Consider the following 12,965-nt stretch of genomic DNA (forward strand, 5'->3'; position numbering starts at 1 on the left):
CCGAACGTACCGACCGGTCGCTTGATCGACTCGGGTTCACTGATACCGGGCTATCCCACGCGGCCGGACACCCCGACATCAATGAACCCGAGTCGATCACCCCGCAGGTGGGTCAGGCGAGCGGTAGGTAGACCCGACTCCCGCCGGAGACGAACTCCTCCGACTTGTCCTTCATGCCGCGCGCCGCGTACTCCTTGAGCTCCTGGGTGATCTTCATGGAGCAGAACTTCGGGCCGCACATCGAGCAGAAGTGCGCGGTCTTCGCCGGCTCCGCGGGCAGGGTCGCGTCGTGATACGAGCGCGCCGTCTCCGGGTCCAGCGAGAGGTTGAACTGATCCTCCCAGCGGAACTCGAACCGCGCCTTCGACAGGGCGTCGTCCCAGGCCTGCGCGCCGGGGTGACCCTTGGCCAGGTCCGCCGCGTGTGCCGCGATCTTGTACGCGATCACGCCCGCCTTCACGTCGTCCCGGTCCGGCAGGCCGAGGTGCTCCTTCGGCGTGACGTAGCAGAGCATCGCGGTGCCGAACATGCCGATCATCGCGGCGCCGATCGCCGAGGTGATGTGGTCGTACGCGGGCGCGATGTCGGTGGTCAGCGGACCGAGCGTGTAGAAGGGCGCCTCGTGGCACCACTCCTGCTGAAGGTCCACGTTCTCCTTGATCTTGTGCATCGGTACGTGACCGGGCCCCTCGATCATCACCTGGACGTCGTACGCCCAGGCGATCTTCGTCAGCTCACCGAGGGTGCGCAGCTCGGCGAACTGCGCCTCGTCGTTGGCGTCGGCGATCGACCCAGGACGCAGCCCGTCGCCGAGGGAGAACGTCACGTCGTAGCGCGCGAGCAGCGCGCACAACTCCTCGAAGTTGGTGTAGAGGAAGTTCTCCTCGTGGTGCGCCAGGCACCACGCCGCCATGATCGAACCGCCGCGGGACACGATCCCGGTCACCCGGTCCACGGCCAGCGGCACGTACGGCAGGAGCACACCGGCGTGCACAGTCATGTAGTCCACGCCCTGCTCGGCCTGCTCGATCACGGTCTCCCGGAACACCTCCCAGCTCAACTTCACCGGGTCGCCGCCGACCTTCTCCAGCGCCTGGTAGATCGGCACCGTCCCGATCGGCACCGGCGAGTTGCGCACGATCGCCTCACGGGTCTCGTGGATCCGCTTACCCGTGGACAGGTCCATCACGGTGTCCGCGCCCCAGCGGGTGGCCCAGGTCAGCTTCTCCACCTCCTCCGCGACCGACGAGCTGACCGCCGAGGTGCCGATGTTGGCGTTCACCTTGACCAGGAACGCCTTGCCGATGATCGCCGGCTCGCACTCCGGGTGGTTGACGTTGAGCGGGAGCACCGCCCGACCGGCGGCGATCTCGGTCCGCACGAGTTCCGGTTCGACGTTCTCCCGGATCGCCACGAACTCCATCTCCGGCGTCACCACCCCGGCCCGCGCGTACGCGAGCTGGGTGGGCCGACGACCGTCCACCCCGGCCAGTGGCGTGCCCGCACCCCGCACCGGGGCCACGTCACCCCGCTCGGCGATCCACGGCCCGCGCAGCGGCGGCAGCCCCACCTCCGGGTCCGAACCAGGGCCGGACGTGTCGTAGAGCCGCACCGGCGGCAGGTCCCCGGTCAGCCCCACCTCCGCGAACGGCACCCGGACATCCGGCCGCGAACCCTCGACGTACACCTTGCCTCGTGCGTGCATGACAGCCTCCCTGGTGATCAAGCGGACCAGCCGAAGTGGTTCAGCGGCCCGCGTCCCGCGCCCAGCTCCCAGCCCCGCGCGCCGGTCAGCGCACGGAGCACGTACTCCTTGGCGGCCCCCACGGCGGCCGGCACCGGATCGCCCAGACCGAGCCGCACCGCGATCGCCGCCGAGAACGAGCACCCGGTGCCGTGGGTGTGCCGGGTGGTCACCCGGGGTGCGCGCAACACTGTGGTGACGCCGCCGCCGTGCAGCACGTCGACCGCCTCGCCCTCGTCCAGGTCACCACCGGTGACCACCACGTACTCCGGGCCGCCGGCCACCAGGGCCTCGGCGGCCACGACCATCGCGGCCACGTCGTCGACCGGGCGTCCGGTTATCGCCGCGGCCTCCGCGCAGTTCGGGGTCGCCACAGTGGCGTACGGCAGCAGCCGCTCCACAGCGCCCACCACGCCCAGCCGGTGACCGCTCGTGGCGACGAGCACCGGGTCGACGACGAGGTGAGGCAGCCGGCCGTCCCGGGCAGCCTCGGCCACCACGTCCGCTATCGCCGGGGTGCCGAGCATCCCCGTCTTCACCGCACAGACGGTGAAATCGGTGAGCACGCTGTCCAACTGCTCGGTGACAGTGCGCGGGGGCAGCGGCAGCACCGCGTCGACACCCCGGGTGTTCTGCGCGGTGACCGCCGTGAGGACGCTGGTGCCGTACGCGCCCAGCGCGGCGAAGACCTTGAGGTCGGCCTGGATGCCTGCGCCGCCGCCGGAGTCCGAGCCGGCGATGGTGAGCAGTGTTCGCGGGGTCATGGTTCTTCCCTGGTTGCGGTTGGGGGCTGCGGCCGACCGTGCCCACTCCGGGCGGTCAGGCTTGATCCCTGCGTGGGCACGGTCGGCCGCAGCCCTGACGTGGAGACCTGGATGACCCCGCGCCGGGTTTGGGTCAGCACAGGGGAGACCTGGGTGACCCCGCGCCGGGTTTGGGTCAGCACAGGAGTGAGCGCCTCGTGGAAAGCGCTGGTCAGAGTCGCCGCTGCTTCGGTGGGGTCTTCGGCTCGCATGAGTGCGCCGAGCACCGCCACCCCGACGGCTCCCGCCTTGACGCAGGCGGTTACCTGTTCTGGTGTCTCGACTCCACCTAGGGCCACCAGCGGCACGGGGGTGGCCTCGACCAGCTTTCGCAGGCCGTCCGGTCCCAGGGGCGGGCCGTAGCCCGGTTTTGTCTTTGTGGGCCAGACCGGGGAGATGGTCGCGTAGTGCTCGGTGGTCAGGCGGTCCAGCTCGGGCTGGTGGTGGCAGGAACGGCCGACCAGGTCGTGGGCCGGCGGCGGGTACGGGCCGGCGGCGGGCAGGTGCACGGCGTCACCGCCCAGTGGGTCGGGGCCGGCCACGATGAGGGTTCCGCCGACGTCGGCGAGGATCGCGCGCAGGTCGGCGGCGAGGGCGACGCGTTCGGCGCGCGGCAGGTCCTTCTCCCGCAGCACCACCCAGCGCACTCCCCCGGCCACGGCACCCGCCACCACCCGGTCGAGCCCGCTGCGCGCGACGAGCCGGTCGGTCAACACGACAACCCCGGACGGCGGGGTCACAGCTCGGGTCTCCCCTCGTCGGGGGTGGAGGCGAGCGCGTGGAAGCGGCGCTCGATCCGGCCGGCCTGGGCTGCCAGTCGGCCCGCCTCGACTGCGTACCGCATCGCGGTGGCCATCGCCACCGGGTCGGCCGCCCGGGTGACAGCGCTCGCCAGCAGTACCCCGTCACAGCCCAGCTCCATGGCTAGCGCCGCGTCGGACGCGGTGCCGATGCCGGCGTCGAGGATCACCGGCACGTCCACACCCTGCCGGATGAGTCGAATGTGGTGCGGGTTGCCGATGCCGAGCCCCGAACCGATCGGGGATCCGGCCGGCATCACCGCGGCGCAGCCCACGTCGGCGAGGCGGCGGGCGAGCACGGGGTCGTCGCTGGTGTACGGCAGCACTGTGAAGCCGTCGGAGACCAACTCCTCGGCGGCGCGGAGCAGCTCCACCCCGTCGGGCAGCAGCGTCCGCTCGTCGCCGATCACCTCCAGCTTGACCCAGTCGGTGTCGAACGCGTCCCGGGCCATCCGGGCCACCTTCACCGCCTCGGTGGCGGTGTGACAGCCGGCGGTGTTCGGCAGCAGGCGGACGCCGCACCGGTCCAGCAGCTCCAGCAGCCCGCCCGTGGAGCCCGGCGCCGTGCCCACCCGGCGCAACGCCACTGTGACCAGCTCGGTGCCGGAAGCCCGGATCGCCTGCTCCAGGACGTGCAGGTTCGCGGCACCGCCGGTGCCGAGGATCAGCCGTGAGGTGAAGGTCTGCCCACCCAGCTCGAAGGGCACGGCGCTCACCCGCCCTGCGCCGCGGTGAGCACCTCGACCCGGTCACCGTCGCGCAGTGCCCGCGCCGGCCAGCCGGTCCGGGGCACCACCTCGCCGTTGACCGCGACCGCCACCCCACGTGGCTGCGCCACGATGTCGCGGACCAGGTCCGCCACGGACGCGCCGGCGGCGACGCTGCGCCCGGCCCCGTTCACCGTCAACTCCACAGGTCCCCCTCCGTCGTCGGTTCAGGTCCGCCCGACGCGGCCGCCGCGGCGGCACCGCCGAAGCGGTCGGCCCGGAAGGGCGCGAGCAGCGGGTCGGGTACGCCGCCGAGCACCAGGTCGGCGATCAGGTCGGCGGTGATCGGGGTGAGCACGATGCCGTGCCGGTGGTGCCCGGTGGCGGCCAGGACGTCCGGTCGGTCGGGCAGCGGCCCGAGGATCGGCGCGTTGTCCGGGGTGCCCGGGCGCAGCCCGGCGACCGCCTCGACCAGGTCGTACTCGGCCAGCTCGGGCAGTAGGTCGACCCCGGCGCGCAGCAGCCGTTGCACAGCACCGGCGGTGACAGTGGTGTCCGAGCGCTCCTCGACCGTCGCGCCGAGCACGACCTCACCGTCGGCGCGGGGCACCAGGTAGACGTGCTCGCCGTCGGCGTACCCCCGGATCACGTGCCGGAAGCCCGGCGCGACGCCGTCGGGCGCGCGGAGCCGGAGGATCTGGCCCTTCACCGGCCGCACGGGCAGGCCGGTGAGCGCGGCGGCCCCGCAGCCGGCGGCGACCACAATGACCGGTGCATCCACATCGGACAGGAACCGGACCGGCTGCGGCACGAGCACCGCGCCGGCCCGCTGCGCGGCCGCGCGCAGCGCCGGCACCAGCAGCCGGGGGTCGACCTGGTGATCGGTGGGCGCGAGCGCGCCACCGCGCACCCGTGGGGCGAGCGCCGGTTCGCTGTCGCGCAGCTCGCTGGGGCGCAGCGGCGTCACGGGCAGGCCCAACCCCTGCTGGTACGCCCACAGCCGGCGCGCCTCGGCCAGGTCGTCGCCGGTGAGCCCGACCATCAGGGTGCCCTCGGTCCGGTAGCCGATCTCGACTCCGGTCGTCTCGGTCAACTCGGCGGCGAACGCCGGCCAGCGGGCGGCGGACGCCAGCAGCAACCCGGTCAGCTGCCGCTCACCGAAGTACGCCTCGGCGACCGGGGAGAGCATGCCGGCGGCCACCGCCGACGCCCCCGAGCCGGGCGCCGGATCGTGCACAACCACCCGCAGCCCACGCGCGGCGCAGCGCCAGGCGATCGCCAGCCCGATCGGCCCCGCCCCCACCACTGCCACGTCCGGCCGGACCCGGTCGCTCGACGGCGGTGACGGGGACCGGCCGGTCAGCACGTCAGGGCCTCGATCAGCTCGGCGGTAGCCCGTGCCGGGTCGGCTGCGGCGGAGACGGCACCGACCACCGCCACCCCGTACGCCCCGGCGGCCCGCAGCGCCGGCACCCGGGCGGCGGTCACTCCGCCGATCGCGATGACCGGAACGTCGACGGCGTCGACGACGGCGCGGACCCCGGCGGGCCCGATGGGGTCCGGCAGGCCGGTCTTTGTGCTGGTGGTGTGACACGGCCCGACGCCCAGGTAGCTGGCGCCCGCCGCGACGGCCTCGCGCGCCGGGCCCGGGGCGCGAGCGGTGGCGCCCAGCACACCGGTGGGGCCGAGCACCCGACGGGCGGCGGCGACCGGCAGGTCGTCGGCACCGACGTGCCCACCGGCGGCGCCCACCGCGAGCGCCACGTGCAACCGGTCGTTGACCAGGCAGGTCGCCCGGTACGACGCGCAGAGCGCGAGCACCCGCCGGGTCAGGTCGTACGCCTCGCGGTCGGTGGCGGAATCCTCGACCCGGACCTGCACCACCAGGTCGGCGTGGGCCACTGTGAGGGCGGCGCGAACCACGGCGAGTGGGTCGCGACCTTCTCGGGTGTCGGTGATGAGATGCAATCGCCCCAGGGACGGCACGGCAACGCTCCTCCCTGCGCCGGCATTACCCGGATCAGGTTCGACGGTCGGGGGCTGTCAGCCCCCCTCTCAGCCCGGTACACCGGGCTCCCGTGGGTTACTTGCGTGTCACCGTACGACAGATCCGCCGGCCTGCCAAGGCACGGGGTCGGCGGTGGCCGGCCGGGCGGGCCGCGCCAAAACGAGCGAGATCCAATGGGGCACTTCATACGGTCCTGTTCGGAATGTCGCCCCCCGTTGCAGAACCGTTACCCGTCCGCATCTTGCCCGACATCGAGCGAGCCGAATTAATTTGTTCAGCGATTCGACAAAATGTCGGTGGGGGCACCCTGGCACGGTGTGACCACCGGCTCCATCAGGGACGGCCTTCGGCGAGCCGACTCCCGCGAGCTCTGTCACTACGACACAGGAGGCGGCGTGTCCCGTTCTCGTCGTGCCCGCTTACCCATCACCGCAACCCTGATCTCCCTGGCCATGGCCTCGACCACCCTGTTCGGCGCGCCCGCGCAGGCGGCCGCCCAGGTTCCCCCACGGGATGCGAAAGCCGCAGCCCCGGTCAGCCAGGTGGCGCCGAAGGCGCCAAAGGCCGCGGCCGATCCCTTCTCCGTCCTCGTCTTCTCCAAGACCGCCGGCTTCCGGCACGACTCCATCCCCACCGGCATCGCCGCCATCCAGCAACTCGGCGTCGACAACGGATTCACTGTGGACAACTCCGAGGACGGCGCCGCATTCAACGACGCCAACCTGGCGAAGTACAAGGCCGTGATCTGGCTCTCCACCACCGGTGACGTGCTCAACGCCGACCAGCAGGCCGCGTTCGAGCGGTACGTGAAGGCCGGTGGCGGCTACGTCGGCATCCACGCCGCGTCGGACACCGAGTACAGCTGGGCCTGGTACGGCGACCTGGTCGGCGCGTACTTCGCCAACCACCCGCAGAACCAGCAGGCCACAGTCAAGGTGGAGGACCACGCCCACCCGTCCACGGCCGGGTTGCCGGACCGGTGGTCCCGGTTCGACGAGTGGTACAACTACCAGACCAACCCCCGGCCGGACGTGCACGTGCTGGCCAGCCTGGACGAGAAGAGCTACACCGCCGGTGCCGGCGCGATGGGTGCGGACCACCCGATCGCGTGGTGTCAGGACTACGACGGTGGCCGCTCCTGGTACACCGGTGGCGGGCACACCCGGGAGTCGTACGCCGAGCCCGAGTTCCTCTCCCACCTGCTCGGCGGCATCCGCACCGCAGCCGGCGTCGAGAACGCCGACTGCGGCGCCTCGAAGACCTCGAACTTCGAGAAGGTCACGCTGGACAGCAACACCAGCAACCCGATGGAGCTGGACGTCGCCCCCGACGGGCGGGTCTTCTACATCGAGCGCGACGGTCGCGTGCAGATCGTGAAGCCGGACACCGGCAACACCGTCACCGCCGTTGACCTGGACGTCTTCACCGGTAACGAGGACGGCCTCATCGGCATCCGGCTCGACCCGGACTTCGCCACCAACAAGTGGGTGTACCTGTACTACGCCCCGAACGACGGGGTCACCCGCAACCTGCTGTCCCGGTTCACGGTGACCGGCGACACCATCGACCTGGCCAGCGAGAAGCAGGTGCTACGGGTCGACACCCAGCGCAACACCTGCTGCCACGCCGGCGGCAGCATGGCCTTCGACGGCGACGGCAACCTCTACCTGGCCACCGGTGACAACACCAACCCGTTCGAGTCGAACTCGTACTCGCCGCTCGACGAGCGGTCGGGTCGCCAGGACTACGACGCGCAGCGCACCTCCGCCAACACCAACGACCTGCGCGGCAAGGTGATCCGGATCCACCCGGAGGACGACGGGACGTACACCGTTCCGGCGGGCAACCTCTTCGCGGCGGGCACCGAGAAGACCCGTCCCGAGATCTACGCGATGGGCTTCCGCAACCCGTTCCGGATCGGCACCGACCCGAAGACCAACACGCTGTACGTCGCGGACTACGGACCGGACGCCAACGCGGACAACCCGAACCGGGGCCCCCGCGGTCTGGTCGAGTGGAACGTCGTCACCCCGGGCAACTACGGCTGGCCGTACTGCACGGGCACGAATGAGGCGTACAACGACTACACGTTCCCGTCCGGCCCGAGCGGTCCGAAGTTCGACTGCGCGGCGCCGGTGAACAACTCGCCCAACAACACGGGCCTGACCAACCTCCCGCCGGTGGTCCCGGCGACCGTCGACTACGGGTACGCCGGTGACGCGCGTTACCCGGAGATCGGCGGCGGCGGCGCCCCGATGGGCGGCCCGGTCTACCGCTACGACGCCGACCTGAACTCGAACCGCAAGTGGCCGGCGTACTACGACGGCAAGGCTCTGCTCGGCGAGTGGAACCAGAACAAGATGTACACCATGCAGCTGACCCCCGACGGCAAGTCGTTGGTGGACATCAACCAGCTGCTCACCGGCATGAGCATGGTCCGGCCGATGGACTTCGAGTTCGGCCCGGACGGGGCGCTGTACCTGATCGAGTGGGGCAGCGGCTTCGGCGGCAACAACGACAACTCGGGCGTCTACCGGATCGACTACACCGCCGGTGACCGCGCCCCGATCGCCGCGGCGTCCGCCAACCCGACCTCGGGTCCGGCGCCGTTGACGGTGACCTTCTCCAGCGCCGGCTCCCGGGACCCGGACGGTGGCACGCTCACCTACGCCTGGACGTTCGGCGACGGGCAGACCTCGACCGAGGCCAACCCGACTCACACGTACGCCACGGCGGGCAACTACACCGCCCAGCTCACCGTCACCAACCCCAAGGGCCGGACCGCGGTGGCCAACGTGCCGGTCACCGTGGGCAACACCGCGCCGACGGTCTCCATCGAGTTCCCACCGGACGGCGGCTTCTTCAACTGGGGTGACCAGGTCCGCTACTCGATCAAGGTGACCGACCCCGAGGACGGGCAGATCGACTGTGACCGGGTGCAGCTTCAGGTGCTGCTCGGTCACGACGAGCACGCCCACCCGCTGGAGCAGCACACCGGCTGCACCGGCACCGTCCAGACGTCGCTCGCCTCCGGGCACGGCGCCGAGGCGAACGTCTTCGCGGTCTTCGAGGCGACCTACACCGACGAGGGTGGTGCCGGCGGTGCCGGTGCCCTGACCGGTCGGCAGATCGAGGTTCTCCAGCCGAAGCAGAAGCAGGCCGAGTACTTCACCGCCACCGGGCGTGCCCCGGTGAGCACCGGCGGTGGCGACCCCGGCGTGCAGCGGGAGGCCGGCGCCGACACCGCCGGTGGCGGCCAGAGCATCGCGTTCATCGAGGACGGTGACTGGTGGTCGGTCGCTCCGGCGGACCTGACCAACATCACCGAGATCCGCTTCCGGGCAGCCTCCGCCGCCGCCGGCGGTCGGATCGAGGTTCGCGCGGGTGCGGTTGACGGACCGGTGGTCGCCACGGCCGTCGTACCGTCGACCGGCGCGTGGCAGACGTACACGGACGTGAGCGCACCGGTCACCGGCGCCGCGAGCGGCTCGCTGTACTTCGTGGCCCGCGATCCGAACGGCGGAACGGGTTCGCTGTTCAACGTCAACTGGATGGACTTCGTCGGCCGCGGTGTCACCGAGAACGGGCCGCCGGTGGTCAGCGCCACTGCCACCCCGGCCACCGGCACCGCACCGGTCACCGTCGCCTTCGACGGCACGGCCACCGACGCCGAGGGCGACACCCCGTTGACGTACGCCTGGGACTTCGGTGACGGGGGCTCGGCGACCACACTGGACGCCAGCCACACCTACACCAGCCCGGGCACCTTCACGGCCACCCTCACGGTGACCGACAGCAAGGGCGCCAAGTCGTACGCCACGGTGCCGGTGCGGGTCGACGCGCCGGACACGTCCTGCTTCGGGGCGCGTTCGGACGACTTCAACGGCAACAGCCTCGACAAGGAGCGCTGGACCAGCATCGTCCGGGAGAACCAGCTCTACTCGCTCAGTGGCGGCGCGCTGCGGCTGCCCACTGGCGTGGGTGACCTCTACGGCGCTCGCAACGACGCCACCAACCTGGTGCTCCAGGCGGCCCCGACCGGCGCGTGGGAGATGACCACCAAGGTCACCCTGCCGGTGACGGCCAACTACCAGCAGGCCGGCGTCCTGGTGTACGGCGACGACGACAACTACGCCAAGCTGGACCTGCTGTACAACGGCAGCCGGCGGGTGGAGTTCATCCGGGAGACGGCGGCCACTCCTCGCAACGAGGCCGCCGACAGCGCCGCCGCACCGGCGGGTGACACCGTGTACCTGCGGATCACCAGCGACGGGACGAACCTGACCGCGTCCGCCTCGGGCGACGGGCAGACCTTCACCCCGGTCGGCCGTTCGGCCGCGCTCGCCGGCATCACCAACCCGCGGATCGGGGTCTTCGCGCTCAACGGAGGCACCGAGGCGCCGGTTGTCGACGCCGCGTTCGACTCGTTCCAGGTCACGCCGGACGCTCCGGCCGGCCCGGTCGACCCGTCGGACGAGTTCACCGGCAGCACGTTGGACAAGTGCCGGTGGGACGCCGTGACGCGGGAGGACCCGAGCGGTTACCGGGTCACCGATGGCGCGCTGCGGATCGACGTGCCCAACGGTGACATTTACGGCACCGACAACACCGGGCCGAAGAACTTCATCCTCCAGACCGCGCCGTCCGGCGACTGGACCCTGGAGACGAAGGTCGACGGCAGCCTGCTGAACGAGCAGTACCAGCAGGCCGGTCTGCTCGTGCAGGCGGACGACGACAACTACCTGAAGCTCGACTTCATCGCGGACAACCAGGCCGGCCAGGCGGTGACGCGGCGGATCGAGTTCCGCAGCGAGATCGCCGGGGTGGTCCAGAACCCGCAGCCCGAGGCGGGCAACCTGACCTCGGCGGTGTGGCACCTGCGGCTGGCCCGCACGGGCGACACGTTCACCGCGTCGTACTCGGCCGACGGGACGACCTGGACCGCGTTGACGGCGCTGACCAACAGCGCGGTCGGGGCAACCCCGAAGGTCGGGCTGTTCACCCTCGGCGCCAACCAGACGGCGTCGAAGACCGCCTCGTTCGACTACTTCCGGCTCAGCACGAAGGTGGCCGACGAGACGGCGCCGGTGACCACCGCGGCGGTTTCCGGCACCCCGACCGACGGGTGGCACACCGGGCCGGTGACGATCACGCTCACCGGTGCCGACGAGGCCGGCGGTAGCGGGCTCGCCGGTACGGAGTACCAGCTGGACGGTGCCACCACCTGGACGGCGTACACCGCTCCGGTGGCGGTCAGCGGGGACGGCGAGCACGAGCTCCGGTTCCGCTCGACGGACAAGGCCGGCAACGTGGAGGCGACCAAGACCGTCTCGGTCAAGATCGACACCACCGCGCCGGTGACCTCGGCGACGTTCGCTCCGGCGAACGACGCCGGTTGGCACAACGGGACCATCCCGGTCGTGCTGGCCGCTACCGATGCCGGTTCCGGCGTCAAGACGGTGGAGTGGTCGCTGGACGGTGGTGCGTGGGCGCCGTACTCGACGCCGATCGAGGTGACCGGTGACGGGCAGCACGAGCTGCTGTTCCGCTCGGCGGACAAGGCGGGCAACGTCGAGACGCTGAAGTCGGCGGTGCTGCGCATCGACGGCACCAAGCCGACGCTGCTGGTGTCCGGGCTGGCCGACGGCCAGCTCTACGGCGACAGCCAGGACGTCCGGGTGGCCTGGCAGGCCGTTGACCCGACCTCGGGCATCGCGAGCGTGGTCGGTCAGCTCGACGGCCAGGCGTACACCAGTGGCACTCTGCAGGCCATGTACGACCTGTCGCTCGGCCTGCACGAGCTGACCGTTACCGCGACCGACAAGGCGGGCAACAAGACCACCTCGACGGTCCGGTTCTTCGTCACCACCTCGTTCCGGGACATGCAGAGTCTGCTGGACCGGTTCAAGGCGACGGGGCGGCTCTCGACCAAGGCGCACAAGCAGCTGTCGAACAAGCTCGACGCTGTTCGCGCGTCCGAGGCGGCCGGCGACGACAAGGCTGCCGTCCGGCAGCTGACCGCGTTCCGGACGCTCGCCAGCGACGCCACGCTGGTGCCCGAGGCGGAGGTCCGGGACGTCCTGATCCGGGACGCCGACGCCATGATCGTTCGGCTCGGCGGCGCGGCCAGCAAGGCCGGGGTCAAGGCGAACGGCGGCGACTCGGTCAAGGGCACCGGGCGGCTCGGTGGCGATGCCACCCGGCTGGCACCCGGTCGCCAGCTCTGATCCGACGAGGCCCCTCTCCGGCGCTGCGGCGTCGGGGAGGGGCCTCCCTCATCGGTAGGGAGGAGATGTCCGTGACGGGTATCCGCAAGGTGCTGGCCGCCGTGTTCGTCGGACTGGCCCTGACCCTGTCCGCCGCCGCCCCGGCGGCGCAGGCCGCTCAGGCCGCCCCAGCGGCGCAGGCCGACAAGCTCAAGCTCACTGTGGCCGGCGACGGGGCTCAGGGCGTCACCATCCAGGCCACCTACGCCGATGGCCGCCGGCTGGAGCAGGTGGTGCGGTTGGTCCTCACCGCCACCGGCCCGGACGGGCAGCGGGTCGGGCCGGTGCAGCTCGAACCGCAGCCCGAGGGGCAGGGTTTCTACAGCAGCGGCCCGGTGCTCTCCACCGGGACGTGGAAGGTGTCGGTGAACTCCCCCGCTCCGCTTCAGAGCAAGGCCACCGCCACGGTGCAGGCGAAGGCGGCACAGTCACCGCCGGCGCCCGCGCCGGTCGCGGTGATCAAGCCAGCGGACGGCGGGGCGGGCACCGGTTGGTGGCCGTTCGCCGCGGCCGGTCTCGTGCTCGTCGCTGCGGCGATGGGGGTGGCCATGCTCTTCGGCCGCCGCCGCACCGACTGACCACACAGCATTCAACGAGACCGGGCCGGGCCGCGACGAGCGGCCCGGCCCGGCGTCGT

The 12,965-nt window shown here is 71.5% G+C and carries 9 protein-coding genes and 1 riboswitch; of the genes, 2 read left to right on the forward strand and 7 right to left on the reverse strand.

All coding sequences use genetic code 11. The features are described from left to right. Positions 1-112: 112 nt before the first annotated feature. The 7 genes from thiC to thiE all read right to left on the reverse strand — a co-directional run bounded on the left by thiC (position 113) and on the right by thiE (position 6,040). Entirely contained in the window at positions 113-1,705 is a 1,593-nt protein-coding gene (gene thiC, locus GUI43_RS15575; protein WP_112584848.1) for a phosphomethylpyrimidine synthase ThiC, read from the reverse strand. Between the two features lie 17 nt (positions 1,706-1,722). Next, on the reverse strand, positions 1,723-2,508 hold the full coding sequence (gene thiD / locus GUI43_RS15580) for a bifunctional hydroxymethylpyrimidine kinase/phosphomethylpyrimidine kinase (protein ID WP_112699126.1): 786 nt from the start codon (positions 2,506-2,508) through the stop codon (positions 1,723-1,725). Next, positions 2,505-3,287, reverse strand: a complete 783-nt coding sequence (locus GUI43_RS15585) for a thiamine phosphate synthase (RefSeq protein WP_112699127.1) — start codon at positions 3,285-3,287, stop codon at positions 2,505-2,507. The genes thiD and GUI43_RS15585 overlap by 4 nt, the downstream gene beginning before the upstream one ends. Next, a complete protein-coding gene (locus GUI43_RS15590; protein ID WP_112699128.1) occupies positions 3,284-4,063 on the reverse strand; it encodes a thiazole synthase in 780 nt (259 codons plus the stop codon). The genes GUI43_RS15585 and GUI43_RS15590 overlap by 4 nt, the downstream gene beginning before the upstream one ends. Beyond that, positions 4,060-4,260 (reverse strand): sulfur carrier protein ThiS, encoded by a 201-nt coding sequence (gene thiS, locus GUI43_RS15595; protein WP_112584840.1) that lies wholly within the window; start codon positions 4,258-4,260, stop codon positions 4,060-4,062. The genes GUI43_RS15590 and thiS overlap by 4 nt, the downstream gene beginning before the upstream one ends. Beyond that, a complete protein-coding gene (thiO, locus tag GUI43_RS15600) occupies positions 4,251-5,420 on the reverse strand; it encodes a glycine oxidase ThiO (protein ID WP_112699129.1) in 1,170 nt (389 codons plus the stop codon). Before thiO ends, thiS begins: the two co-directional genes overlap by 10 nt. Then, the gene (gene thiE / locus GUI43_RS15605) at positions 5,414-6,040 is read right to left on the reverse strand and encodes a thiamine phosphate synthase (protein ID WP_112699140.1); all 627 of its coding nucleotides are present in this window, start codon (positions 6,038-6,040) and stop codon (positions 5,414-5,416) included. The genes thiO and thiE overlap by 7 nt, the downstream gene beginning before the upstream one ends. After that, positions 6,035-6,144: riboswitch (TPP riboswitch) on the reverse strand. It overlaps the preceding gene by 6 nt. A gap of 313 nt (positions 6,145-6,457) precedes the next feature. On the opposite strand from thiE, the gene GUI43_RS15610 reads away from it, so the two are divergent. Both GUI43_RS15610 and GUI43_RS15615 read left to right on the forward strand, forming a co-directional pair. Continuing rightward, a complete protein-coding gene (locus tag GUI43_RS15610; RefSeq protein ID WP_112699141.1) occupies positions 6,458-12,289 on the forward strand; it encodes a ThuA domain-containing protein in 5,832 nt (1,943 codons plus the stop codon). A gap of 71 nt (positions 12,290-12,360) precedes the next feature. Beyond that, positions 12,361-12,906: a hypothetical protein gene (locus tag GUI43_RS15615; protein ID WP_112699142.1), complete on the forward strand. Its 546-nt coding sequence runs from the start codon at positions 12,361-12,363 to the stop codon at positions 12,904-12,906. Positions 12,907-12,965 lie beyond the last annotated feature (59 nt).

The sequence above is a fragment of the Micromonospora noduli genome (assembly GCF_003264365.1).
Lineage (GTDB): Bacteria > Actinomycetota > Actinomycetes > Mycobacteriales > Micromonosporaceae > Micromonospora > Micromonospora noduli.